General features: G+C 68.1%; 27 protein-coding genes and 1 riboswitch. Of the genes, 15 read left to right on the plus strand and 12 right to left on the minus strand.

From position 1 onward, the window contains the following. The first annotated feature begins 102 nt into the window (after positions 1–102). The 5 genes from lsr2 to ABQE93_RS07090 all read left to right on the plus strand — a co-directional run bounded on the left by lsr2 (position 103) and on the right by ABQE93_RS07090 (position 5,070). A complete protein-coding gene (gene lsr2, locus ABQE93_RS07070) occupies positions 103–444 on the plus strand; it encodes a histone-like nucleoid-structuring protein Lsr2 (protein ID WP_427059480.1) in 342 nt (113 codons plus the stop codon). A 277-nt stretch (positions 445–721) separates the two neighbouring features. Next, positions 722–3,265 carry an ATP-dependent protease ATP-binding subunit ClpC gene (gene clpC1, locus ABQE93_RS07075; RefSeq protein WP_448411338.1) on the plus strand — a complete coding sequence of 848 codons (2,544 nt, stop codon included), beginning with the start codon at positions 722–724 and terminating at the stop codon, positions 3,263–3,265. Between the two features lie 218 nt (positions 3,266–3,483). Beyond that, positions 3,484–3,699 (plus strand): CbtB domain-containing protein, encoded by a 216-nt coding sequence (locus tag ABQE93_RS07080; protein WP_448411340.1) that lies wholly within the window; start codon positions 3,484–3,486, stop codon positions 3,697–3,699. A 19-nt stretch (positions 3,700–3,718) separates the two neighbouring features. Then, on the plus strand, positions 3,719–4,522 hold the full coding sequence (locus ABQE93_RS07085) for a CbtA family protein (protein ID WP_448411342.1): 804 nt from the start codon (positions 3,719–3,721) through the stop codon (positions 4,520–4,522). After that, positions 4,519–5,070 carry a histidine phosphatase family protein gene (locus tag ABQE93_RS07090; RefSeq protein WP_448411344.1) on the plus strand — a complete coding sequence of 184 codons (552 nt, stop codon included), beginning with the start codon at positions 4,519–4,521 and terminating at the stop codon, positions 5,068–5,070. The genes ABQE93_RS07085 and ABQE93_RS07090 overlap by 4 nt, the downstream gene beginning before the upstream one ends. 1 nt (position 5,071) lies before the next feature. Here ABQE93_RS07090 and ABQE93_RS07095 read toward each other — a convergent pair whose 3' ends face one another. Both ABQE93_RS07095 and mhuD read right to left on the minus strand, forming a co-directional pair. Further along, positions 5,072–6,427: a serine hydrolase gene (locus tag ABQE93_RS07095; protein ID WP_448411346.1), complete on the minus strand. Its 1,356-nt coding sequence runs from the start codon at positions 6,425–6,427 to the stop codon at positions 5,072–5,074. Continuing rightward, positions 6,414–6,737, minus strand: coding sequence for a mycobilin-forming heme oxygenase MhuD (gene mhuD / locus ABQE93_RS07100; protein WP_448411348.1), 324 nt, complete (start codon positions 6,735–6,737; stop codon positions 6,414–6,416). Before mhuD ends, ABQE93_RS07095 begins: the two co-directional genes overlap by 14 nt. A 54-nt stretch (positions 6,738–6,791) precedes the next feature. Here mhuD and ABQE93_RS07105 point away from each other — a divergent pair, with 54 nt between their 5' ends. Next, positions 6,792–7,562 (plus strand): alpha/beta fold hydrolase, encoded by a 771-nt coding sequence (locus ABQE93_RS07105; RefSeq protein WP_448411349.1) that lies wholly within the window; start codon positions 6,792–6,794, stop codon positions 7,560–7,562. A gap of 154 nt (positions 7,563–7,716) precedes the next feature. Next, positions 7,717–8,691 carry a GlxA family transcriptional regulator gene (locus ABQE93_RS07110; protein WP_448411351.1) on the plus strand — a complete coding sequence of 325 codons (975 nt, stop codon included), beginning with the start codon at positions 7,717–7,719 and terminating at the stop codon, positions 8,689–8,691. A gap of 9 nt (positions 8,692–8,700) precedes the next feature. On the opposite strand, the gene ABQE93_RS07115 is transcribed toward ABQE93_RS07110, so the two are convergent. Next, complete coding sequence (locus ABQE93_RS07115; RefSeq protein WP_448411353.1) at positions 8,701–9,573, minus strand: iron-sulfur binding domain-containing protein; 873 nt, start codon at positions 9,571–9,573, stop codon at positions 8,701–8,703. On the opposite strand from ABQE93_RS07115, the gene ABQE93_RS07120 reads away from it, so the two are divergent. Beyond that, on the plus strand, positions 9,572–10,192 hold the full coding sequence (locus ABQE93_RS07120) for a carbonic anhydrase (RefSeq protein ID WP_448411355.1): 621 nt from the start codon (positions 9,572–9,574) through the stop codon (positions 10,190–10,192). The two genes, ABQE93_RS07115 and ABQE93_RS07120, sit on opposite strands and share 2 nt — an antisense overlap. 58 nt (positions 10,193–10,250) lie before the next feature. Beyond that, entirely contained in the window at positions 10,251–11,015 is a 765-nt protein-coding gene (locus ABQE93_RS07125; protein WP_448411357.1) for a hypothetical protein, read from the plus strand. Positions 11,016–11,093: 78 nt separating this feature from the next. Here ABQE93_RS07125 and disA read toward each other — a convergent pair whose 3' ends face one another. The 3 genes from disA to ABQE93_RS07140 form a co-directional block, all read right to left on the minus strand. Then, positions 11,094–12,212 (minus strand): DNA integrity scanning diadenylate cyclase DisA, encoded by a 1,119-nt coding sequence (gene disA / locus ABQE93_RS07130; RefSeq protein WP_448411359.1) that lies wholly within the window; start codon positions 12,210–12,212, stop codon positions 11,094–11,096. Positions 12,213–12,236: 24 nt separating this feature from the next. After that, entirely contained in the window at positions 12,237–13,616 is a 1,380-nt protein-coding gene (gene radA / locus ABQE93_RS07135) for a DNA repair protein RadA (RefSeq protein ID WP_448411361.1), read from the minus strand. Between the two features lie 67 nt (positions 13,617–13,683). Continuing rightward, positions 13,684–14,259, minus strand: a complete 576-nt coding sequence (locus tag ABQE93_RS07140) for a copper chaperone PCu(A)C domain-containing protein (RefSeq protein WP_448411363.1) — start codon at positions 14,257–14,259, stop codon at positions 13,684–13,686. A 258-nt stretch (positions 14,260–14,517) separates the two neighbouring features. Here ABQE93_RS07140 and carD point away from each other — a divergent pair, with 258 nt between their 5' ends. Genes carD through rlmB form a run of 4 tightly spaced genes read left to right on the plus strand, consistent with a single transcriptional unit; the run spans position 14,518 to position 17,899 of the window. Next, complete coding sequence (gene carD, locus ABQE93_RS07145; protein ID WP_046752935.1) at positions 14,518–15,006, plus strand: RNA polymerase-binding transcription factor CarD; 489 nt, start codon at positions 14,518–14,520, stop codon at positions 15,004–15,006. Between the two features lie 8 nt (positions 15,007–15,014). Then, on the plus strand, positions 15,015–15,536 hold the full coding sequence (ispF, locus tag ABQE93_RS07150) for a 2-C-methyl-D-erythritol 2,4-cyclodiphosphate synthase (protein ID WP_448411365.1): 522 nt from the start codon (positions 15,015–15,017) through the stop codon (positions 15,534–15,536). A gap of 38 nt (positions 15,537–15,574) precedes the next feature. Further along, positions 15,575–16,966 (plus strand): cysteine--tRNA ligase, encoded by a 1,392-nt coding sequence (gene cysS / locus ABQE93_RS07155; RefSeq protein ID WP_448411426.1) that lies wholly within the window; start codon positions 15,575–15,577, stop codon positions 16,964–16,966. Further along, positions 16,967–17,899 carry a 23S rRNA (guanosine(2251)-2'-O)-methyltransferase RlmB gene (gene rlmB / locus ABQE93_RS07160; protein ID WP_448411367.1) on the plus strand — a complete coding sequence of 311 codons (933 nt, stop codon included), beginning with the start codon at positions 16,967–16,969 and terminating at the stop codon, positions 17,897–17,899. Position 17,900: 1 nt separating this feature from the next. On the opposite strand, the gene ABQE93_RS07165 is transcribed toward rlmB, so the two are convergent. Then, a complete protein-coding gene (locus tag ABQE93_RS07165; RefSeq protein WP_448411369.1) occupies positions 17,901–19,136 on the minus strand; it encodes an SLC13 family permease in 1,236 nt (411 codons plus the stop codon). Next, entirely contained in the window at positions 19,127–20,047 is a 921-nt protein-coding gene (locus tag ABQE93_RS07170) for an MBL fold metallo-hydrolase (RefSeq protein ID WP_448411371.1), read from the minus strand. The genes ABQE93_RS07165 and ABQE93_RS07170 overlap by 10 nt, the downstream gene beginning before the upstream one ends. A gap of 36 nt (positions 20,048–20,083) precedes the next feature. Further along, a riboswitch (cobalamin riboswitch) is annotated at positions 20,084–20,203 on the plus strand. A gap of 34 nt (positions 20,204–20,237) precedes the next feature. On the opposite strand from ABQE93_RS07170, the gene ABQE93_RS07175 reads away from it, so the two are divergent. Next, positions 20,238–20,897, plus strand: coding sequence for a (2Fe-2S)-binding protein (locus ABQE93_RS07175; RefSeq protein WP_448411372.1), 660 nt, complete (start codon positions 20,238–20,240; stop codon positions 20,895–20,897). Here the strand turns inward: ABQE93_RS07175 and ABQE93_RS07180 are convergent. Both ABQE93_RS07180 and bluB read right to left on the minus strand, forming a co-directional pair. Next, on the minus strand, positions 20,881–21,654 hold the full coding sequence (locus tag ABQE93_RS07180; RefSeq protein ID WP_448411374.1) for a LamB/YcsF family protein: 774 nt from the start codon (positions 21,652–21,654) through the stop codon (positions 20,881–20,883). The genes ABQE93_RS07175 and ABQE93_RS07180 overlap by 17 nt on opposite strands. Further along, complete coding sequence (gene bluB, locus ABQE93_RS07185; RefSeq protein ID WP_448411376.1) at positions 21,647–22,318, minus strand: 5,6-dimethylbenzimidazole synthase; 672 nt, start codon at positions 22,316–22,318, stop codon at positions 21,647–21,649. Before bluB ends, ABQE93_RS07180 begins: the two co-directional genes overlap by 8 nt. 60 nt (positions 22,319–22,378) lie before the next feature. On the opposite strand from bluB, the gene ABQE93_RS07190 reads away from it, so the two are divergent. Then, positions 22,379–23,200 (plus strand): sulfurtransferase, encoded by an 822-nt coding sequence (locus tag ABQE93_RS07190; protein ID WP_448411378.1) that lies wholly within the window; start codon positions 22,379–22,381, stop codon positions 23,198–23,200. Here ABQE93_RS07190 and ABQE93_RS07195 read toward each other — a convergent pair. After that, positions 23,197–24,063 (minus strand): metal ABC transporter permease, encoded by an 867-nt coding sequence (locus tag ABQE93_RS07195; RefSeq protein ID WP_448411380.1) that lies wholly within the window; start codon positions 24,061–24,063, stop codon positions 23,197–23,199. The genes ABQE93_RS07190 and ABQE93_RS07195 overlap by 4 nt on opposite strands. After that, the gene (locus ABQE93_RS07200) at positions 24,056–24,868 is read right to left on the minus strand and encodes a metal ABC transporter ATP-binding protein (protein ID WP_448411382.1); all 813 of its coding nucleotides are present in this window, start codon (positions 24,866–24,868) and stop codon (positions 24,056–24,058) included. Before ABQE93_RS07200 ends, ABQE93_RS07195 begins: the two co-directional genes overlap by 8 nt. Between the last annotated feature and the right edge of the window lie 2 nt (positions 24,869–24,870).

Consider the following 24,870-nt stretch of genomic DNA (forward strand, 5'->3'; position numbering starts at 1 on the left):
TTTCCGGTCTTGTTGAATGGCTCCTGCGCATATGGCAGATTGGTTCCAGGGTTTCGAGAACTAAAGTATCGTTCTAGTTCTCAAGGAGAAGGGCGTAGGAAAATGGCGAAGAAAGTGACCGTCACGCTGGTCGATGATTTCGACGGTGAAGGCACCGCCGACGAGACCGTCGAATTCGGCCTCGATGGTGTGAGTTACGAGATAGACCTTTCTTCGAAGAACGCCGCGAAGTTGCGCAACGACTTGAAGCAATGGGTGGAAGCCGGCCGCCGGGTGGGCGGTCGCCGCCGTGGCCGCTCGGCGGGGTCGGGCCGGGGTCGCGCGGCCATCGACCGTGAGCAGAGCGCCGCGATCAGGGAGTGGGCACGTCGCAACGGTCACAACGTGTCGACCCGCGGCCGCATCCCGGCCGACATCATCGACGCCTTTCACGCGGCAACGTAGCCAACCGTTGCCCAAACGCCCCTGAGAAGACCGGGTCCCACGAATCGTTCGCTTACCGCGAACCGGTCAGCGCCGGATCGTCGGAAACGTTTTGGCCGACGTGGGCGTTGGCATGGGAAGCGCCGGGTACAGAGCCTATGGCGCACAAAGTCGTCACTGCATCGCCCCTCCGTACCCGTCGGCAGGCGACGCAGCTGCGGCGGACGCCCTCTAGACTTGGGTGGCAGGTACGGCGTGCATGCGCTGTACCTATGTGATGGAGAGCAGGTATACACCGATGTTTGAGAGATTCACCGACCGTGCCCGCAGGGTCGTCGTCCTGGCTCAAGAAGAGGCCCGGATGCTCAACCACAACTACATCGGCACCGAGCACATCCTGTTGGGACTTATTCACGAGGGCGAGGGCGTAGCGGCCAAGTCGCTGGAATCGCTGGGCATCTCGCTCGAAGGCGTGCGTAGCCAGGTCGAGGAGATCATCGGCCAGGGCCAGCAGGCGCCGTCCGGACACATTCCCTTCACGCCGCGCGCCAAAAAGGTGCTGGAGCTGAGCCTGCGCGAGGCGCTGCAGCTCGGCCACAACTACATCGGCACCGAGCACATCCTGCTCGGGCTGATCCGTGAGGGCGAAGGCGTGGCGGCCCAGGTGTTGGTGAAGCTGGGTGCCGAGCTGACCCGGGTGCGTCAGCAGGTCATCCAGCTGCTGAGCGGATATCAGGGCAAGGAGACCGCCGAAGCCGGTACCGGCGGCCGCGGGGGCGAGGCGGGCAACCCGTCCACCTCGCTGGTGCTCGACCAGTTCGGCCGCAACCTGACCGCAGCCGCGATGGAAGGCAAGCTCGACCCGGTCATCGGCCGGGAGAAGGAAATCGAGCGGGTCATGCAGGTGCTGAGCCGGCGCACCAAGAACAACCCGGTGCTGATCGGTGAGCCCGGCGTCGGCAAGACCGCCGTCGTCGAGGGCCTCGCACAGGCGATCGTGCACGGCGAGGTGCCCGAGACGCTGAAGGACAAGCAGCTCTACACGCTTGACCTGGGCTCGCTGGTCGCGGGCAGCCGCTACCGCGGTGACTTCGAGGAACGCCTGAAGAAGGTGCTCAAGGAGATCAACACCCGCGGCGACATCATCCTGTTCATCGACGAGCTGCACACGCTGGTCGGTGCCGGTGCCGCCGAGGGCGCCATCGACGCGGCCAGCATCCTCAAGCCGAAACTGGCCCGCGGCGAGCTGCAGACCATCGGCGCCACCACGCTCGACGAGTACCGCAAGTACATCGAGAAGGACGCCGCCCTGGAGCGCCGCTTCCAGCCGGTGCAGGTCGGGGAGCCGACGGTGGAGCACACCATCGAGATCCTAAAGGGACTGCGCGACCGCTACGAAGCCCACCACCGGGTGTCGATCACCGACGGTGCGGTGGTTGCGGCGGCCACGCTGGCCGACCGCTACATCAACGACCGGTTCCTGCCGGACAAGGCGATCGACCTGATCGACGAGGCCGGCGCCCGGATGCGGATCCGCAGGATGACCGCGCCGCCCGACCTGCGCGAGTTCGACGAGAAGATCGCCGACGCGCGCCGGGAGAAGGAGTCCGCGATCGACGCGCAGGACTTCGAGAAGGCCGCGCGGCTGCGCGATCAGGAGAAGCAGCTGGTCGCTCAGCGTGCCGAGCGCGAGAAGCAGTGGCGCTCGGGAGATCTGGACGTGGTCGCCGAGGTCGACGACGAGCAGATCGCCGAGGTGCTGGGCAACTGGACCGGCATCCCCGTGTTCAAGCTGACCGAGGAGGAGACCACTCGGCTGCTTCGCATGGAGGAGGAGCTGCACAAGCGGATCATCGGCCAGGAGGACGCCGTCAAGGCCGTCTCCAAGGCGATCCGTCGTACCCGCGCCGGGTTGAAGGACCCCAAGCGCCCGTCGGGCTCGTTCATCTTCGCCGGCCCGTCCGGTGTCGGGAAGACCGAGCTGTCCAAGGCGCTGGCGAACTTCCTGTTCGGCGAGGACGACGCGCTCATCCAGATCGACATGGGCGAGTTCCACGACCGCTTCACCGCATCGCGGCTGTTCGGTGCCCCTCCCGGCTACGTCGGCTACGAGGAGGGCGGCCAGCTCACCGAGAAGGTCCGGCGCAAGCCGTTCTCGGTGGTGCTGTTCGACGAGATCGAGAAGGCCCACCAGGAGATCTACAACAGCCTGTTGCAGGTCCTCGAGGACGGCCGCCTGACCGACGGTCAGGGCCGCACGGTCGATTTCAAGAACACCGTGCTGATCTTCACGTCCAACCTGGGCACCAAGGACATCTCCAAGGCGGTCGGGCTGGGCTTCACCCAGGGCGGCGGTGACAACGACTACGAGCGGATGAAGCAGAAGGTTCACGACGAACTCAAGAAGCACTTCCGTCCGGAGTTCCTCAACCGCATCGACGACATCATCGTCTTCCACCAGCTCACGCAGGACGAGATCGTCCGGATGGTCGACCTGATGATCGGTCGGGTCGGAGAGCAGCTCAAGGCCAAGGACATGGCGATGGAGCTGACCGACCGGGCCAAGGAGTTGCTGGCCAAGCGCGGCTTCGATCCGGTGTTGGGGGCGCGTCCGTTGCGGCGCACCATCCAGCGCGAGATCGAGGACCAGCTGTCGGAGAAGATCCTGTTCGATGAGATCGGACCCGGCCAGTTGATCACGGTCGACGTCGAGAACTGGGACGGCGAAGGCGCCGGCGAGGACGCCAGGTTCACCTTCACCGGCACCAAGAAGCCGGCCAAGGTGGAAGAGCCGGACCTGGCACAAGCCGGTGCGGCGGGCGCGACCAGCGTCGTCGAATAACTCCATACCGCGAAGACCCCCGAACCGCCCCGTCGGTTCGGGGGTTTTTGCGTTCCCGAGTCTCCATTCGGGAGGCGATTGCTTAGGATGTGCGATGTAATCGGCAGGCAGAGGAATCTGGTGAGAATCCAGAACGGTCGCGCCACTGTGTCAAGTCAGACCCGACGCCCGTCGTCCACCCTTGAACCGGGACGCGAAATCCCCGAAAGGACACCGAAATGACGTCTCCCCAAGCCCGCAGGTCGATCGCGCCCGCGATCGACTTCTCGGCGGCCAAGGCTGTCGCCTCGCTGACGCTCACCGCGTTCTTCGCCCTCCTGGTCATCTACTTCGTCGGCATGGATCAGGGCGCGACTTCGGTGTTCGGCAACAACACCGTCATCCACGAGTTCGTGCACGACGCCCGCCACCTGCTGGGCTTCCCCTGCCACTGATCGCTTGGTCGAAAAGACAATGGAAAAGCAGATAATCGGGCGCGGGCTGCTGGCCGGCGCCGTGGCCGGCGTGTTCGCATTCGTGTTCGCAAGGATCTTCGTGGAACCGGTCATCGAACGGGCGATCGGCTACGAAGAGGGCGTCGGCGCCGCACAGGAGGCGTTGGGCGGTGGCCACGCCGGTCACCACCACGGCGGCGACGGCTTCGAGGGGTTCACCCGCGGCGTGCAGGCCAACATCGGGATGGGCTTCGGGGTGCTGTTGTTCAGCGTCGCGATCGGAGCGCTGTTCGCGGTCGTGTTCGCGGTGACGTACGGACGTGTCGGCAACATCTCGGCGCGCCTGCTGTCGTTGTACGTGGCAGGCGGAATGCTGTTGAGCCTCTTCATCGTTCCCGCGTTGAAGTATCCGCCCAGCCCGCCCGCGCTGAGCCTGGACGAGACCCTGCGTCAGCGCACGCTGCTGTACCTGCTGATGGTCGTGGTCTCGGCCGCGTTGTTGGTGGGTGCGGTGTATGCGGGGCGGCGGCTCGCCGACCGGCTGGGCGCGTGGAACGGCGCGCTGGTGGCCACCGGTGGTTACGTGGTGGCCGTCGCGGTGGTGATGCTGCTCCTGCCGACCATCGACGAGACGCCGGGGCCGCTGCTGGATGCGGCCGGCAACATCGTCTACGAAGGCTTCCCGGCCGACGACCTTTACGAGTTCCGGCTCTATTCGCTGGGCACCCAGATCGTGCTGTACGCGACGATCGCGTTGGTGTTCGGTGCCATGGCGGCCCGGCTGCTGGAATCCAAGCGGCAGGAGAACTCCATCCCGGCATGACCGAAGTCGTCCGGCTGACCCTCGTGTCACACGCCATGACCGACGCGATGGCGGCCGGCCGGTTTCCCACCGACGAGGCGCTCAACTCCGTGGGCCACCGTCAGATCGCGGTGTCGACCGACCTCGGCACGGTCGACGCCGCGGTCTGCGGGCCCGAGAAGCGGACCCGCCAAACCGCGGAGTTGCTCGGCCTGCAGGCCTCGGTCGAACCGCGGCTGTCTGACCTCGACTGCGGCCGCTGGCGAGGCGATGTGCTGGGTCGGCTGCGTCCGGATGACCTGGCGATCTGGTTGACCGACCCGACGCGAGCCCCGCACGGAGGTGAGAGTGTCGTCGAGTTGGTCGATCGGGTGCGCGACTGGATGGGCTCGCTGCCCGAGCGTCGCGGTGGGCTGGTCGCGGTCACCCACCCCGCCGTGGTGCGAGCGGCCGTGCTGGCCGCGCTCGACGCGCCTCCGAAATCGTTCTGGCGCATCGACATCGCACCGATGAGCCGCACCGTTCTGCACTACCGCGGGCACGCCTGGACGCTGCGCTCCGGTCGGTAGGTCAGCCGATCGGCACCAGGTCGAAGGTCTGGTGTGCGATCGACAGCAGCCAGCCCGCCGCGGTCGGGCTGCGAAATTGCGGCCAGTTCAGCTGGAAGCTGACGACCCAAGGCTGGCCGGTGTGGTCCACGGCGTACCAACTGAACGTCAAGTCCCCCGGTAGGTTTCCGCCCTTGGCGCCGATATACGTCCACTTCGACCGGTCCAGGTCGATGCCGGGGATGGCGGACAGGATGTCCTTCACCGGTGCGGCCTTTCCGACCGCGCCGGCTTGCAGAGCGGCGTGCACCCGGCAGATGTCTTCGGCGCTGCCGTACCACTCGGCGCCGAACCCGGATGCGGGCGTGTGGGTGCGCTGCGGATCCGGTTGGTAGGGGCGCGAATTGGTCTGCTGCAGCAGGGCGGCACGGCCCTCACGGGAGGCGCTCTTCCACTCGTCGCGCAGATCGGGTTCGCCCCATCCGACCGAGAACAATTCGTGCATCGTCGGGAACGGGGTCATGCTCGCCGGGTCGTGATGGCCTGCGGTGATGAGCGCCTGCTCGACGGCGCCCGTGCCCAGCCGGGCGATCAGCAGGTCGGTCGCCATGTTGTCGCTTGCCGAAATCATGTGCTGGGCAGCGGTTCTGACCGATATCTGAGCACCAGGCGGAAGGTCCTCGAGGGCGGCCGAGCCGACGGCCTTGGCCCGTTCGGTGATGGTCAGCGAGTCGGTCCAGTCCAGGGTGCCTGCCTTGACCGCTTCGGAAACCGCCAGCAGCACATAGAGTTTGAAGATCGACGCCAGCGGCAGCGACAGGTCGGTGTTGGTTCCTTCCACCACAGTGCAGTCGCGGCTGCCGGGTCGCACTTTGGACACCTGATAGGAGTAACGCGCCCCGGACTTCGTCAACTCGGCGTCGATGTCTGACCAGCTGTCGATCGCCGGTGGCTGCAGCGACACGTCCAGCTCATCGACCATGCCCGCGTCGTCGGTGTGCAACGTGATCTGCTGCTCGACGCCGTAGGACGTCACGACGTCGAGTGTGGCCTGGCCGGCACCGATGTCCACACCGGTCACGGTGAACGGACGATCCCACCAGATCTTGTCGAGTTGCACCCCGATGTCGTCGACCTCGCCCGGTGCGGCCAGGGTACGCACGCTGACCTCACCGATCGGCCAGTCCGAGTTCAGCATGTCCATGGTCTGTTTGGCCCGCAGACCCTGTGGAGTGTTGATCTCGATCGGCACACCGTATGCCGCATCGGCCGGCGGGGGAGCGCTCTGCGCGCATCCGGCCAACGCGATTACGAGCGCGACCGCGACCGCTAGGCCGGTGGCGCGGCGCGGGTCAGCCTTGCCGTTATTTACTGCCACCCGCGACGTCAAGGACGACCTCGAACTCCAATAGGGATGCCCCGGTGGCCACCGGGTTGGCCTGTTGACCCTTGTGCGCCTCGATGGCTGGCCCGGTCGCCCACGCCTGGAACGCCTCTTCGGACTCCCATTGGGTCACCACGAAGTAGCGGTCCTCACCCTTGACGGGACGCAGCAGCTGAAAGCCAAGGAAACCGGGTTGGTTGTCGACGGCGTGAGCCCGGTTAGCGAAGCGTTTCTCCAGCTCGGGGCCCGCGTCGGCAGGGACTTCGATTGCGTTGATCTTCACCACGGGGTTTTGGCTCGGCATGCGAATCAGGCTACCGAATGGGTGCGACGCCGTCGGAGGCGTGATGATGTCGGCATGCTGTTGACGTCGCGCGGCGGCCGGGGCCGTCCGCTGGTGCTGGTGCATGGCCTGATGGGACGCGGCAGCACCTGGTCTCGTCAGCTGCCGTGGTTGACCCGGCTCGGCGAGGTCTACACCTACGACGCGCCGTGGCACCGCGGCCGCGATGTCGACGACCCGCACCCGATCAGCACCGAGCGGTTCGTCTCCGACCTCGGCGACGCGGTGGCAGAGATCGGCAGGCCAGCGGTTCTGATCGGGCATTCGATGGGGGCGCTGCACTCCTGGTGTCTGGCCGCGACGCACCCGGACCTGGTCGGGGCCCTTGTCGTCGAGGACATGGCGCCCGACTTCCGCGGCCGCACAACCGGCCCGTGGGAGCCGTGGCTGCACGCCCTGCCCGTGGAATTCGAATCGGCCCAACGGGTGTACGACGAGTTCGGACCGGTCGCGGGGCAGTACTTTCTCGACGCTTTCGATCGCACGGAAACCGGTTGGCGGCTGCACGGGCACCCGAAGGTGTGGATCGAGATCGCCGCCGAATGGGGCAACCGCGACTATTGGCGCGAATGGGAGGCCGTGCGGGCGCCCGCCTTGCTGATCGAGGCGGGCAACTCGGTCACACCGCCGGGGCAGATGCGGCGAATGGCAGAGACCGGTGCCCAGACAACGTATCTGGCTGTCCCCGGGGCCGGCCATCTCGTCCACGACGACGCGCCGGACCTCTACCGGCAGGCGGTGGCGTCTTTCCTGACGTCGCTCACCCAACGCGCGTCGCGGTCGTAGGCCGGATCGGACCCGTGGGCCCGCGCCATCCATAGCTCGTGCAGAAGCAGTTGTGACATCAGGTGCTTCAATGTCGCGGTCATGGCAGTAATCATTCGCCGATAAATATCGCGCCAACAGTGGCAGGAAAGACCCGTTGAGATAAAATGCTGCCATGCCTTTGAAGAGCGTATCCACGCTGGTGCTCGACGGTCTGGCGATGTTCGAGTTCGGCGTCATCTGCGAGGTCTTCGGCATCGACCGGTCCGCAGACGGCGTGCCGAACTTCGATTTCAAGGTCTGCGGGCCCGAACCGGGACGGCCCATTTCCACCGCGATCGGCGCGACGCTGACGCCCGAGCACGGCCTGGACGACCTGGTCGGTGCGGACTTGGTGGCCATCCCGGCGATCGGCGGCTCGGAGTATCTGCCCGAAGCCCTGGCCGCCGTCAGGGCAGCCGCCGACGCCGGTTCGATCATCCTCACGGTGTGTTCGGGTGCGTTCGTCGCCGGGGCAGCCGGCCTGCTCGACGGCCGACCGTGCACGACGCACTGGATGCACGCCGACGAACTGGCCCGCGAGTATCCGACGGCCAAGGTCGACCGCAACGTGCTCTACGTCGACGACGGCAACCTCATCACGAGCGCGGGCACCGCCGCGGGGATCGACGCCTGCCTTCATCTGGTGCGCCGCGAACTCGGTAGCGAGGTGACCAACAAGATCGCGCGGCGCATGGTGGTGGCACCTCAGCGCGACGGCGGTCAGCGCCAGTACATCGATCAGCCGATCCCGGTGCGATGTTCGGAAGGCTTTGCGCCGCATCTGGACTGGATACTGGCGAACCTCAACCGACCACATACAGTCGCGGCCCTGGCGGCGCGTGCGCACATGTCGGCTCGCACGTTCGCCCGCCGGTTCGTCGAGGAAACCGGGCGCACCCCGATGCAGTGGGTGACCGACCAGCGGGTGCTGTACGCGCGCCGGTTGCTCGAGGAGACCGACCTCGACGTCGACAGGATCGCCGAGCGGTCGGGCTTCGGCACCGCGACGCTGCTGCGACACCATTTCCGCAGGATCATCGGGGTGACACCGTCGGACTACCGACGCCGGTTCGCCTGTGGCGCAGCAGGCGAAGCGGCCAGCGCCTGACGCTCGGCGTCAGGATTCGCCTTCCCCGGCGAGCGCGAAGCGGCCATCGGCCGTCTGCTCCACCAGCCCGTCGACCAGCAGCGAGTCCAAGGCGCGGTCGCGCTGCGCGGTGTCGGTCACCCATGCGACGTCCAGCTGGGCCCGGGTGACCGGAGAGTCGTTGTCGCGCAACACATCCAGCAGCCGACCGCGGACCTGACGGTCGGTGCCCGCGTATCGCTGCGGCAGTCGCGCAGGGGCCGGCAACGCCGGATATCCGCGTGAACGCCAGGCGCACGTGGTCAGCGGACACTCGCCGCACCGCGGTGCGCGCGCGGTGCACACCGTCGCGCCGAACTCCATCAACGCAACCGAAAACTTGGGCGCAGCATCGCTTTCCGGCAACAGCGCCGCGACGTCGGTGAGGTCGCGCGCGGAGGCCGCGCCGTCCGCGCGGCCGTGTATCACCCGGGTCACCACCCGGCGGACGTTGGTGTCGACCACAGGCACCCGCTGCTGGTAGGCGAAACAGGCGACGGCGCGGGCGGTGTAGGTCCCGATCCCGGGCAGCGTCAACAGGGTTTCGACATCGGAGGGCACCACGTCGTCGTACTCGGCGGCGATCACCGTCGCGCACTCGTGCAGCCGCTTGGCGCGGCGCGGATAGCCGAGCTTGCCCCACGCGCGCAGCACGTCGGCGGCGCTGGCGGCCGCGGTCGCCGACGGCGTCGGCCAGCGAGCCACCCACGTTTCCCACACCGGCGCCACCCGCGCGACCGGCGTCTGCTGCAGCATGAACTCGCTGACCAGGACCTGCCACGGCGTCACGCCCGGGCGCCGCCACGGCAGATCGCGACACGCGCCGTCGTACCAATCGAGCAGCTGGGGCACAATATCGGTCATGCCCCACACCAGCCCGGTAACCGCTTGGAAAGCACTCAAAGAAGGTAACGAGCGGTTCGTGGCGGGCAAACCCGTGCACCCGAGCCAGGGAATCGAGCACCGCACCAGCCTGGCCGAGACGCAGACGCCCACCGCGGTGGTGTTCGGATGCGGGGATAGCCGGGTGGCCGCCGAGCTGATCTTCGACCAGGGCCTCGGCGACATGTTCGTGGTGCGCACGGCCGGACACGTCATCGACGCGGCGGTGCTCGGCTCGGTCGAGTACGCGGTGGCGGTGCTCGACGTGCCGCTGATCGTGGTGCTCGGCCACGACAGCTGCGGTGCGGTCAAGGCGACGCTGTCGGCCCTCGACGACGGTGTGGTGCCCGGTGGCTACGTCCGCGACATCGTCGAGCGGGTCATGCCGTCGATTCTGCTGGGCCGTCGCGACGGTCTGACCAGGGTCGATGAGTTCGAAGCCCGGCACGTCATCGAGACCGGCGCCCAGCTGATGGCGCGTTCGACGACAATCTCCGACGGGGTGGCGGCGGGCACGCTGGCCATCGTCGGCGCCACCTACCACCTGGCCGACGGGCGGGTGGGGTTGCGGGATCACTTGGGCGACATCGGCGAAGCCTGAGCGCGACACGCCGGGCCGCCTCGGACAACTGGGCGTGACCTGGGCTTATCGTGAGCCTGTGCTGGATCTGGAACCGCAAGGCCCGCTACCTCCGCAGATTTACTGGCGGCGCAGAGCGCTGGCGCTTGGCCTGGCGGTGCTGGTCATCGGCGTGATCTCGGCGATCGTGGTGGCGATCGTGGCCAACACCGGGTCGTCGGAGAGCGCCAACGCCGAGCAGGGTGTCGCCGGCGCGGAGGCCGCACCGCCGCCGCTGCCCGGTGAGGACCCCGAGGTCAAGTCGCCGGTCATGCCTCCGCCGCAGGCGGCCCCGCAGCTCGAACCGACGCCGACCGCCGCGGTGACCCCGCCACCGGTGCTCAAGGAGGGCGACGACTGCCCGGACTCGACACTCGCGGTCAAGGGGATCACCAACCAGCCGCAATACGTCGTCGGCGATCAGCCGAAGTTCACCATGGTCGTCACCAACATCGGCTTGGTGTCGTGCAAACGTGACGTCGGTGCCGCCGTGCTGGCCGCCTACGTGTACGGCCTGGACAACAACCGGCTGTGGTCGAACCTGGACTGTGCGCCGTCGAACGAGACGCTGGTCAAGACGTTCCAGCCGGGTGAGCAGGTGACCACCGAGGTGACCTGGACCGGGATGAGTTCGGCGCCGTCATGTCCGCTGCCGCGTGAGCCCATCGGGCCCGGAACCTACAACCTGGTTGTGCAGCTGGGCAATCTACGGTCGGCGACGGTGCCGTTCGTCCTCGCCGAGCAGGCCCAGGTGCCGCACGCCGAGGGCGCGCCGCTGCCCGGCCCGGCCCCCACCGCCGGCTAACCCTCTTCTTGCCGAAAGGGACAAACGGGCGGGAAAGCGCGAGTAAATCGCGCCCAAACGTCGATCTCGGCGCAGGAATTACGCCAGCCGGTCGGCGATCGTGGACTCGGCCAACTGCGACAGGCCCTCGCGGATATGGCGCGCCCACATCGAACCGATGCCATCCACCGACTGCAGATCGCCCGCGCTGGCCGCCAACAAGCCCTGCAGTGAGCCGAAGGAGCGCACCAGCAGATCGACGTGTGCGAACTGCAGCCGTGGAATACCGGCCATCGCCCGGTAGCCCCGTGAGCTCATCGCTGAGTCCTGCGCCTCGGCCGTCGACGGATATCCGAAAACCCTTGCCAGCGTGGTGAAGTCGAGCAGCTCGTTGTCGGACAGCCCGTCGAGTTCTTCCAGCGTGGCGCTCACCTGCGCGGCGGTCGGCGGATCCGGGTTGGCGTGGTAGTCGCGCACAATCAACTCGCGCGCGGCATCGTTGTCCCCGACCAGCTCCTCGACCTGAAGCTTGAGCTGACGTCCGTCGGTGCCCAGCTCGACCACGTCGGCGTCGATCTCCAGGCTGATGCGGCGCACCATCTCGAGTCGCTGCACCACCGTCATCACGTCGCGCAACGTCACGAAGTCCTCGATCTCGGCCGTCGACAACTGCCTGCTGACCTCGTCGAGGCGGGTCTTGTAGCGCTCCAGCGTGTCGATGGTCTGGTTGGCCCGCGACAGGATGGTCGCCGAATCGGGCACCACATGGCGCTCGCCGGCGACATAGACCGTCACGATGCTCATCGAATGGCTCACCGAGATCACCGGACAGCCGGTCTGGATGGCCGTGCGCTCCGCCGAGCGGTGCCGCGTGCCGGACTCTTCGGTGGGGATCGACGGGTCGGGAACCAGCTGCACATTTGCCCGCAGGATGCGGCTGCCGTCGCTGGAGAGCACCACGGCGCCGTCCATCTTCGACAGTTCACGCAGCCGGGTCGGCGCATAACGCACGTCCAGCGAGAAGCCGCCGTCGCAGATGGCCTCCACGCTGTCGTCGTAGCCGATCACGATCAGGGCCCCGGTGCGGCCGCGCAGGATGCGTTCCAGGCCGTCGCGCAGGGCGGTGCCCGGGGCGAGCCGGGCAAGCGTCTCGCGCATGGTGGGTCTGGCCAACGGCACCACTGTGCGCCCAGACCGGCCGCCCGCTTTCACGGCCATCGTCCCTCCTAGGCTCGGCCGCCGTTAACCGATATCTTTGCTGATATCTCGCAAAACCCGCAATGCCGCGCCGATGTTGTCGGCCGTGATCGCGCGCAACCCGGCCGGCACCGATGACACCCCCGGTGGCACCACGGCGCGGGTGAAGCCCAGCCGCGCGGCCTCGGCCAGCCGACGATCCATCCCGGCGACGCGGCGCAGGTCCCCGGCCAGCCCGACCTCGCCGATGGCGACCACGGCCGCGGGCACCGGCAGGTTCATCGAGGACGACGCGATCGCGACCGCTATCGCCAGATCCGCCGACGGATCGGTCAGCCGCATGCCCCCGACCGTGGACAGGTAGATGTCGTGACCGCTGACGGCCAGCTGGGCGTGTTTGTCGAGCACTGCGGTGATCATCGCGGCGCGCGAGGAGTCGATGCCGCTGACCGCCCGGCGCGCCGTCCCGTTGGCCGCGGGCCCGATCAGCGCCTGCACCTCACCGATCAGCGGCCGCTTACCGTCGAGCGTCACCGTGATCGCGGTGCCCGCCACCGGTTTGGGTCGCTGGTCGCGAAACAGCCCAGACGGATCGGCAACACCTTCGATTCCGTTGTCGTGCAACAGGAAACAGCCGACTTCGTCGGCGGCACCAAACCGGTTCTTGACGCCGCGGACCATACGCAGCGCCGACGCGCGGTCGCCCTCGAAGTGCAACACGACGTCGACGAGGTGCTCCAGTGAGCGCGGACCGGCGATGGCGCCGTCCTTGGTGACGTGGCCGACCAGAATCAGCGCGACGCCGGATGTCTTGGCGGCGTTGGTCAGCGCGGTGGTGACCGCGCGCACCTGGGTGACGCCGCCGGTGACCCCGTCGGCCTCGGTGGTCGACATGGTCTGCACCGAGTCGACAACCACCAGGCTGGGCTGCACCACCTCGATGTGGCCGAGTGCGGTCGACAGATCCGATTCGGCGGCCAGATAGACCTCGTCGTGTGTGCAGCCGGTGCGCTCGGCCCGCATCCGGATCTGGCCCGCGGACTCCTCACCGGACAGATACAGCGCGCGTTTGCCCGCCTTCGCCCACTGGTGTGCAACCTCCAGCAGCAGCGTCGACTTGCCGACGCCTGGATCGCCGGCCAGCAGCGTCACCGAGCCGGGCACCAGCCCGCCGCCGAGCACCCGGTCGAGTTCGGCGACGCCGGTGTGGAAGTGCCGGGTGCGGCCCGGGTCGATGGAGCTGATCGGAACGGCCGGTGAGGTAGGGGCGACGGCGCGCCGAACAGCGGCTCCGGCGACCGCGGCCAGCACGGTCGTCTCGTCGACGGTGCCCCAGGTGCCGCACTCCGGGCAGCGGCCCACCCACTTGGGTGTCAGATGGTGGCATTCCGAGCAGCGATACTGCGCACGCTGAGCTTTGGCCACGCTGTGACGTTAGCCCCGCGTACCGACAGAACCGGGGCGCTGAACTGCCGTGTCGTGATTGGCGCGGTCAGTGACCGCCCGAGTGGCCGCCTGCCTCACCGCTGTCCTGCACGGGATCACGGCGCGGTGCCTCACCTGGAGACAACGGCACCGTGACGGTGGCTTCACCGGCCTTCTCGAAGTTGAAGGTGAAGTCGTAGGTCAGGCCGTTGGTGATCGGCTTGGTCAGCGACACCGTGGCCTCAGCTGCCTCGGCGGCCTCCACCCCCTCCAGCGGCGTGATCTGCCCGTCCGGTGCACCCACGACCAGCGCACCGCCCGCCGGAATGGCGGTATCACCGGTCAGCGTCACCGAGCCCACCTCGGAGCTCACGGCCAACAGTTTGTCGTCGACCTCCCGCGACTGGTTGGACGCCAGAAAAATCAACTCGACGTCGGTGCCGGGCTGAACGTAGTCCGACGTCTGCGTGACCTGCAGGTGGATGTTGCGCAGCGCGATCTCGCCGACGTTTGCGCTGGTGCCGTTGACCGCCGCCTCCTGCGTCGCGGTCTGCGAAACCTGCCCGGCGCCGCAGCCAGCCAGCGCTCCGCCGACTAAGACGGCGGCGGCCAGCCCGCTAGCGGCCATTTTGAAACGGTCCACACGTGCCTCCTGCTCGACCGTCGAGGCGACCGAACACGGTCGCGGGATTCGACTATGCACAGTAGTAGGTGCTCGAAGCAGGCGGTAGCGGAGGGCGGACCCAAGCTCAGGTGGAAGCCCTAAAGGGTCGCGGCCTTGCACGTATTCATCAATGTGTCAACCCCTGACCGCCACCTGCGGTGCCCCTGACCTGCACAGTTGGTGCACGCGTGTCTTGGCCCCGTGCTAACATTGAGATGTGAAAGGGGCTCGAAACTGATGATTTTCAAGGTCGGAGACACCGTTGTCTATCCCCACCACGGTGCTGCGTTGATTGAAGCGATTGAAACCCGAACGATTAAAGGCGAGCAAAAGGAATATCTCGTCTTGAAGGTTGCCCAAGGGGACCTCACGGTTCGAGTGCCCGCCGAGAACGCTGAGTACGTCGGGGTGCGCGATGTGGTCGGCCAGGAGGGGCTGGACAAGGTGTTCCAGGTTCTCCGTGCTCCGCACACCGAAGAACCCACCAACTGGTCGCGCCGGTACAAGGCCAACCTGGAGAAGCTGGCTTCCGGGGACGTCAACAAGGTCGCCGAAGTGGTTCGTGACCTGTGGCGCCGGGACCAGGAACGCGGTCTGTCCGCGGGCGAGAAGCGGATGCTGGCCAAGGCGCGCCAGATTCTGGTCGGTGAGCTGGCGCTGGCCGAGAACACCGACGACGCGAAGGCGTCGAGCATTCTCGACGAGGTCCTGGCCGCCGCCTCCTGACGGCCATCATGTCGGCGAAGAGCCTGCCCAGAGTCGGGCTCGGCACCGACGTTCACCCCATCGAAGCCGGGCGGCCGTGCTGGCTGCTGTGCCTGTCCTTCGATGACGCCGACGGATGCGCCGGCCACTCCGATGGTGATGTGGCCGCGCATGCGTTGTGCGACGCGTTGCTGTCTGCCGCCGGGCTGGGCGACATCGGCGAGGTTTTCGGAACGGGCCGACCGGAATGGCGCGGTGTGAGCGGTGCCGACATGTTGCGCCACGTGCGCGAACTCGTCTCGGCGGCCGGTTTCCGCGTCGGCAACGCCGCCGTCCAGGTGATCGGCAACCAACCCAAGGTCGGTCCACGACGCGGCGAGGCGCAGCAGCTGCTCTCGGAATTGTTGGATGCCCCGGTTTCGGTGTCGGCGACGACGACCGACGGCCTCGGGCTCACCGGGCGCGGTGAGGGCCTGGCCGCGATCGCCACGGCCCTCGTGGTCACTGACCGCGGTGCGGCCGATGCGGGATCTGGACAAATAGGCCGGTAAGCTGGCGCGTCGTGACCAATCGCGCCGGAGCCCCTGCCATGCGGCTCCACGACACCATGAGCGGTGCCGTCCGCGATTTCGTGCCGGTCAAACCCGGTCACGTGTCGATCTACCTGTGCGGCGCGACCGTACAGGGCCTGCCGCACATCGGGCACGTCCGCAGCGGGGTGGCGTTTGACGTGCTGCGACGCTGGCTGATGGCCAAGGGCTACGACGTGGCGTTCATCCGCAACGTCACCGATATCGACGACAAGATCCTCACCAAAGCCGCCGACGCGGGCCGACCGTGGTGGGAATGGGCGGCCACCTACGAACGCGCGTTCACGGCCGCCTACGACGCGCTGGGCGTGCTTCCGCCCTCGGCTGAGCCACGCGCCACCGGCCACATCACCCAGATGATCGAATTGATCGAGCGGCTGATCGACCGTGGCCACGCCTACGCCGCCGGCGGCGACGTGTACTTCGACGTGCTCAGCCAGCCCGAATACGGCAAGCTGTCCGGCCACCGGATCGACGACGTGCACCAGGGCGAGGGGGTGGCCAGCGGTAAACGCGACCAACGTGACTTCACGCTGTGGAAGGGCGCCAAACCCGGTGAGCCGTCCTGGCCCACGCCGTGGGGACGGGGCAGGCCGGGTTGGCACACCGAGTGCGTGGCGATGTGCGAGGCCTACCTCGGCGCCGAGTTCGACATCCACGCCGGCGGGATGGATCTGGTGTTCCCGCACCACGAGAACGAGATCGCGCAGGCTGAGGCCGCAGGCGATGGGTTCGCGCGGTTCTGGCTGCACAACGGCTGGGTCACCATGGGCGGGGAGAAGATGAGCAAATCGCTGGGTAACGTGCTCGCGATTCCCGCTGTGCTGCAACGGGTCCGCGCCGCCGAACTGCGGTACTACCTGGGCAGCGCGCACTACCGCTCGATGCTCGAGTTCTCCGAGGCCGCGTTGGCCGACGCCGCCCGCGCCTACACCGGCGTCGAGGACTTCCTGCACCGGGTGCGAAACCGCGTCGGGGCCGTCACGCCCGGGGAATGGACACCGGCCTTCGCCGCCGCGCTCGACGACGATCTCGCGGTGCCCGCGGCGCTGGCCGAAGTACACGCCGCGCGCGCGGAGGGCAACCGGGCGCTGGACGCGGGTGACCACGAAACCGCGCTCACGAAGGCGATGTCGATCCGGGCGATGTTGGCCATCCTCGGCGCCGACCCCCTAGATGAGCGCTGGGAGTCAAAGGACGCTACGTCGGCCGCGCTACGGGCCGTCGAGGTGCTGGTCGCCGGTGAGATCCAGCGCCGCCAAGATGCCCGGGAACGACGGGACTGGGCGGAGGCCGACGCGATCCGCGACCGGCTCAAGGAAGCCGGCATCGAGGTCACCGACACCGCCGACGGACCGCAGTGGACGCTGCTGGACGGGTACACGAAGTAGATGGCTGGAAATTCACGGCGCCGCGGGGCAGTGCGCAAGCCCGGGACCAAGAAGGGGCCGACGGTCGGGTCCGGTGGTGTGCGCAGACGCGGCTTGGAGGGCCGCGGTGCCACCCCGCCCGCGCACAAGCGACCCAATCACCCTGCGGCCAAACGAGCTGCCAAGGCTGCGCGGCGCCCGGCCCGCAAAACCGACGACACCGAGGTCGTGTTGGGCCGCAACCCGGTGCTGGAGTGCCTGCGCGCCGGGGTCCCCGCCACCGCGCTGTACGTTGCACTCGGGGCGGAGGCCGACGAGCGGTTGACCGAATCCGTTCGCATCGCTGCCGATTCGAACATCTCGATACTCGAGGTGCCCCGCCACGACCTCGACCGCATCGCCGCCAACGGGCTGCATCAGGGTCTGGCGCTGCAGGTGCCGCCGTACGTCTACGCCCATCCCGACGATCTTCTGGCAGCCGCGACCGCCGATGGCGGCCCGGCGCTGCTGGTGGCATTGGACAACATCTCCGACCCCCGCAACCTCGGAGCGATCGTGCGATCGGTCGCCGCGTTCGGCGGGCACGGCGTGTTGATCCCGCAGCGACGATCGGCCTCGGTCACGGCGGTGGCGTGGCGCACCAGCGCGGGCGCCGCGGCGCGGCTGCCGGTGGCACGCGCGACGAATCTCAATAGGACGCTGAAGAGTTGGGCCGACGCGGGCTTGCAGGTGGTGGGCCTGGACGCGGGTGGGGACACCACGGTCGACGAACTCGACGGCGAGGGGCCGATGGTTGTGGTGGTCGGCTCGGAGGGCAAGGGATTGTCACGCCTGGTCCGCGAGAACTGCGATACCGTGGTGTCGATTCCGATGGCGGGGCCGACGGAGTCGCTGAACGCGTCGGTGGCCGCGGGCGTGGTGCTCGCCGAGATCGCCCGCCAGCGCCGCGGCTGAATCACACGCCGAACAGCTCGATGCTCACCCACAGCGCCAGCACCGACGCCACCAGAGTGAGCGGCACCGTGCACAGCCCGATGCGGCTGAATTCACCTGCACGAGCCGGCATTTCACGACGGACGACGCTGCGCCACAGCAGGTTGGCCAGCGACCCGATGTAGGTCAGGTTCGGTCCGATGTTCACGCCGATCAACACGGCCAGCACGGCCGCAGGCGACGACACCAGCGGCAGCAGCACCAGCACGGCAGGCAGGTTGTTGACCATGTTGGACAACACCGCGGCCACCACCGCGAGGACCAACAGCGCCGCCAAGCCGTGACCGGTCGGCAGCACATCGCGCATCGTGGCCCCCACGCCGTTGACGATCACGGCGTCGACCACCACACCCAGACACAGCACGAACACCAGGAACGGCACATCGGCCGCCGCCGCCATGCCGCGCACACTACTGGTGCGCCGCAGGAGGCCATGAGTGGCGAGCACCACCACCCCGGCAAGCGCGGCCCACGCCGGCGAGAACCCCAGCGTCGAGACGACACCGAAACCGAGCAACGTCAATCCCAGTATCACCAGCGGCAGCACCGGAACGCGCACCGTCTGAGCAGCCACTGCAGGTGTAGCCGGGACCGAAAGCTCGCCGGCGAAAACCCAGCGCAGCACGAGGAATTCGACGGCTATCGCCGCCAGCCAGGGCAGTGCCATGACGGCGGTGAAATGTAGAAACGAGATTCCGGCCGCGGTGAACGCCAACAGGTTCGTCAGGTTCGAGACCGGAAGAAGCAGTGAGGCACTGTTGGCCAGGTGCGCCGTGGCGTAGGCGTGGGCTTTGGGGGGTACGGCAAGTATCCGCGCCGTCGCCAGCACCACCGGGGTGAGCAGTACGACCGTCGCGTCCAGGCTCAGCACCGCGGTCGTCATCGCAGCGGCCACGAAAACCTTTGCGAAAAGCCGGTTCTGACTACCGGCGCTGGTGCGCGCCATCACCGCTCCTGCGGCGCGGAAGACGCCTTCGTCGTCGCAGAGCCGGGCCAGCACCAGCACGGCCGCGAGAAAGCCGACCACCGGCAACAGGCTTTTGATCTCCGCGATCGCGTCGGAAACCGAGATCACCCCGAACCCGATCAGCATTGCCACCGCGGGCAGCGCGACGATCACCTCGGGCCACTTATGCGGGCGCACAGCCGCAAAGGTCACCACGACGACCAGCGCGAGCAGCGCCAGCGTCAGATCCACGGATCGCTGCGCTGCCAGAGCGTCGGCAGGTGCAGCTTCACGCCGTCGTCGGCGGCCAGCCGCGACAGCACCCGCATCGAGACATCCAGGTCGTCGGTGGCGTACGGCAGTGCGCGCAACGGCTTGTGCAGCGGACGGAAGAAGTCGTCCCAGTGGATCAGCAGCACGCGGCGGGCACCGACGGTGCGGACCGTCTCGGTCCAGTAGTCGACCAGATAGCGCTCCGGCTGCAGACCGAGTTGCCCGACGCCCAGGCAGACCACCTCGGCATGCTGGCCCGCCAGCGCTCCCCGGACGAACCCGGCGCTGCCCTGGATCAGCAGGCGCCGGCCCGATTCCCGATGATGCAGCAGCGTCGACCACGCTTCGCCACACCGGTACGCCGACACCCTCACCGGCGGCACGATCGGTTCGGTGATGACGCCGGGAAACCGGTCGGGCGGGCTGTGCTGGCTCTCGATCAGCGTGACGTCGTAGTCGCCGAGGGTCACCGTCTCGCCGGACGCGACGACCATCAGACGGTCTTCCGGCAGCCGCCCACCACGACCGACATGGGCCGTCGAGGTGCCGCCCACCAGCTTGGCGCCGGTGCGTTCGGCGACCACCGCGCTGTCCATCGCGTGGTCGTAGTGCGTGTGTACGGGCAGCACGGCGTCGAGCCGGTCGACACCCATCCGGGCCAGGTAACCGTCGATGCGCGGCGCCGATGGGGACAGCTTGCGCAGGCCCAGTTCCGCCAGGCCGGGCCGGGAAAAGAAGCCGTCGGTCATCACCGCGGAGCGGCCGTCGTCCACGAGCAGCGTGGCGACCCCGGCCCAAGTGACGGTCAGCGCGGAGTCGGCGCTCGCCGCGGGCGCGTCGAAGTACTGCGTGTAGTCCGCCAACCTCGGCCGCCCGGGCTTCAAACGCATGCCGCAACTCTATTCGCAGGCTCGCCTGTGGCAATATCACTGCGCAAAGGCGACGGCGAATCCGAGGAAGCCGGTGCAATTCCGGCGCGGTCCCGCCACTGTGATCGGGTCGACGCGACCTGAGAGCCAGACACTCACCGTCGTCGCCACCTCACCACAACCGGGGCGGATTTCCCCAGGAGGTCGGGCTGTGAACATCGTCGCGCCGCTGTCCGAAATCGCCTGCTACGGCGGATTCTTCACGATCACGGTCGGCGGCGACGACCGAGGCTGGCGGCCGGTCCAGCGCTGTTACGCCGACGGTTGCGAGGACCTCATCGACATCACCGTCGACCGCTACCGCAGCCGCGACCGCCGGATCGCGGCCTCGACCGTTCAGCTCAGCCACGCCTCACGGCTGTGGTCACCGGTGCTGGCCTGCGCGCTCGGCTTCGGCGTCGTACCCGACCTCACCGAGCTCTACCGCAAGGACGACAGCACCGCGTTGCGGTTGGCGCACGCCGTCGCCGCACCCGTGGTGCCCAGCGCCGATGCGCTTTATCAGGTTGTGGTGGAACAACATCTCGAACCGCTCGCCGACGGGCTACGCGTCAAGTTGGCTCGCGGACTGCTCTACGGCAACGCAGCGTCGGCGTTGGTCGCGGCCTCGCGCGCGCTGATCACCGCACGGCCGGACCTGCAGCCTGGGATAGTCGCGATGACCGAAACGCTGTTGGCGACCGGAAAACTCACCGGGACAGGGATTCTCACCGGCCCTGTTCTGCAGTTCCGGCGGCGCAGCTGCTGTCTGTACTACCGCGCATCCGGTGGTGCCAAATGTCACGACTGCGGGCTCAAGAGAACGGCTTGAGCTCGACGCCCTCTTTGAGCAACCGCGCCCGAACCGCGTTCGCGATCTCCACCGCGCCCGGCGAATCCCCATGAATGCACACCGATTCGACGCTGACCGAGATCTTCGACCCGTCGACCGCGTCCACCCGTCCGGTCGCGACCATCGACGCCACCCGCTCGGCGATCTCGTCCACGTCGTGCAGCACGGCGTTGCGTTCGCGGCGCGAAACAAGTTGTCCGTCAGGGCGGTACGCGCGGTCGGCGAACACCTCGGACACCGTGCGCAGGCCCAGCTCCTGCGCCTCGGCGAAGAAGGCCGAACCGGCCAGCCCGAGCACCGGCAGCTCCCGGTCGACGGTGTGCACCGCCTCGGCCACCGCGCGGGCCTGGTCCCGGTTGGTGACGATCGCGTTGTACAGCGCACCGTGAGGTTTGACGTAGCGCACGGTCGAACCCGCCGCCTGCGCGAGTGCCTGCAGCGCGCCGATCTGGTAGATGACGTCGGCGGTCAGTTCCTCGGGCGCGACGTCGATGAAGCGGCGGCCGAAACCCGCCATGTCCTGGTAGCCGACCTGCGCGCCGATCCGCACCCCGCGTTCGACGGCGGCCCGGCAGGTGCGCGCCAGCGTCGCCGCGTCGCCGGCGTGGAAGCCGCACGCCACGTTGGCGCTGGTCACCATGTCGAGCATGGCGGCGTCGTCACCGAACTGCCAGACGCCGAAACTCTCACCGAGGTCGGCGTTCAGGTCGATGTGCAGGGCATTGGCGTCAGCCATGCCTCCAGCCTAATGCGGCGGGTCGCCAGCGGTTCTCGGAGACAAAATCGGCCAGCGGCCGCGCGTGTGCCCAGTCGTCGATCTCGAGCGCGGGCCGGTCGGGAAACTCCGGGACCGGGCCCAGGCACAGAATCGCCACCGGCTCGGCGCCCTCGGGGATGTCGAGCAGTTCGGCGAGCCGGGCGGGTTCGAAGATCGACACCCAACCCATGCCGAGCCCTTCGGCACGGGCCGCCAGCCACAGGTTCTGGATCGCGCACGACACCGACGCCAGATCCATCTGCGGCAGCGTGCGCCTACCGAACACGTGCGCATCGCGGCCGTCGCCCAGCGCCACCACGAAAAGCTCGGCGCATTCCAGGATGCCCTCGACCTTGAGCGCCAAAAACTCTTCACCGCGCGGCCCCAACGCGCGCGCGGTACGCAACCGCTCCTCGTCGACGAGGTCGTGGATCTGCCTGCGTAACCGGCGGTCGGTGATCCGGATGAACCGCCACGGCTGCATCAGCCCGACGCTGGGCGCGGCGTGCGCGGCGTGCAACAACCGGCCCAGCACGTCCTCGTCGACCGTGCTGTCCGGCACGAAGCGTCGCATGTCACGGCGCTCGGCGATCGCCCGGTAGACCGCGCGCCGCTCGGCGGGACTGAACGCGTGGCTGCTCACCCCGGACAGCATATGGGGCGAGCGAAGCGACGGGACCTGGTGAGGTGGCACGATCATCGGGTGACCTGTGAGCATGTCCTGATCGGCGCCACCGCGCTCGCGCAGCGCCTTGAGGCGGGTGAGCGGCCGACGATCCTCGATGTCCGTTGGGAGCTGGCAGAACCCGACGGCCGCGCCGCACACGCGCGCGGCCACATCCCCGGTGCGGTGTACGTGTCGCTGGAAGACGAACTGTCCGATCACACCGTGACCGGACAGGGGCGCCATCCGTTGCCGTCGGGTCGCGACGTCGAGGCCGCGGCGCGACGGTGGGGTGTGCGGGCTGGGGTGCCGGTGGTGGTGTACGACGACTGGAACCGAGCGGGTTCCGCGCGGGCGTGGTGGGTGCTGACCGCGGCAGGCATCGCCGACGTGCGCATCCTCGACGGCGGGCTGGCGGCGTGGACGGCGGCAGGCGGCGCGTTGGAAACCGGCGTCGTCACACCCGAACCGGGTGACGTCACCGTCGGGTACGACGATCTGTATGCCGGCGCGCGCCGCACGTTGACCGCCGCGCAGGCCGCCGGTGTGCCGCTGCTGGACGCGCGTGCCCCCGAACGGTTCCGCGGTGACGTCGAGCCCATCGACCCTGTGGCCGGGCACATTCCGGGTGCGCGAAACGTCCCGAGCACCAGCCTGCTGGCCGAGGACGGCACCTTCCTGCCGGAGGCGGAGCTGATCTCGCTGACCGGCGACGACGCGGTCGGCGCGTACTGCGGTTCAGGCGTCACCGCGGCGGTCGTCGTCGCGGCATTGGCCGCAGCAGGCCGAGACATTGCGCTGTACCCGGGTTCGTGGTCGCAATGGTGTTGCGACCCAGGGCGTCCGGTCGCGCGCGGCTAGCCGGCCGAGGAGGCGCGGGTGCGACGCCCCAGCGCCCAGCACACCAGGAAGATCGCGAACGAGATGATCGTGACGAAAACCGACACCGGCACACCGGGCGCCAACGACAGCACGATGCCGCCGACCGCGGAGATCTCGGCGAAGACCACCGACGCCGCGATGGTGGCCCCGGGAGAGGCGAACACCCGCGCGGCGGCGGCCGCCGGGGTGATCAGCAGCGACATCACCAGCAGCGCCCCGACGATCTGCACGCCCTGCGCGGCGGTGACCCCCACCAGCGCTGCGAACACGATCCCCAACGCGCGCACCGGAACTCCCCGCCCAGCCGCCACCTCTGGGTCGACGGTCGCGAACAGCAGCGGCCGATAGGACACCACCAGCACGGCGACCACGGCCACCGACACCACCGCCAACAACGCCAGCCCCGAATACCCGACGCCGACGATCTGGCCGGTCAACAACGCAAAACTCGTGCCCGTGCGGCCCGGGTACAAGTGGATGAACAACACCGCAAGCCCGAGGCCGAAGGCCAACACCACGCCGATCGCCGAATCCCGTTCGCGGGCACGCTGTCCCAGAAAGCCGAACAGCACGGCGGCCAGCGCGCAGCCGACCAACGCGCCGATCCCCACGTTGAACCCGGCCAGCAGCGCGAAAGCCGCTCCGGTGAGCGACAACTCGCTGGACCCGTGCACCGCGAACGACATCTGCCGCATCACGATGAACGGGCCGATCAGCCCAGACACCAACGCCAGCAGCGCGGCGGCCAGCAGCGCCTGCTGAACGAAGTCGCGGTGCAGCAGGTCCGCGGTGATCTCGAACGAGAGCAGGTTGTGCAGCAGGTCGGTGAGCCGGTCAGTCATGCACGTGTCCGCTCGCATGCCCGGAGTGGTCGATGTGCTCGCCGACGACGACGTAGCGGCTGCCGACCTTCACCACCTCGATGTCGGCGCGGTACAACTCCGATAGCGTGGCCGAGGTCATCACCTCCTCGACCGTGCCGATTCGGAACCGGCCGTCGACCAGGTAGAGCACCTTATCCACATACGGCACAACGGGATTGACCTCGTGGGTGACGAACAGCACCGCGGTGCCTGCCTCGCGTCGCCTGGCGTCGATCAGCCTCGACACCAACCGGGCGTTGGCGGGGTCGAGGTTGAGCAACGGCTCATCGCACAGCAGCAGCACCGGGTCGGTGGTCAGCGCCTGGGCGACGCGCAGCCGTTGCAACTCGCCGCCCGACATCACCCCGACCGGCACCGGCGCCAGCGGCTGCCCGTTGACCTCTGCGAGAGCCCGTTCGACGGCGCCGCGTTTGGTGGCCCGGCTCCGCAATGTGGTGATGCCCCACCGGTGCCCATCGTATCCGAGGCCGACGAGGTCGCGTCCGCGCAACGCCAAACCCTGGTCGACGGATCGGTGCTGAGGCACGTAACCGATTCTCCGGCTGCCCTTTTCGACCGCGCTGCCGCAGACCGTCACGGTGCCCGCGGTCAACGGCAGCTGGCCGAGCAACACCTTGAGCAGCGACGTCTTACCGGTGCCGTTGGGGCCGAGGATCGCGAGGAATTCACCGGCGCCCACCGCCAGGTCGAGCTGATCCCACAGCACCCGGTCGCCGAACGCCAGGCGGGCGCCGGTCAGCTCGGCGACGACGTCCACGGCCACAG

This window comes from Mycolicibacterium sp. XJ662 (genome assembly GCF_053484035.1).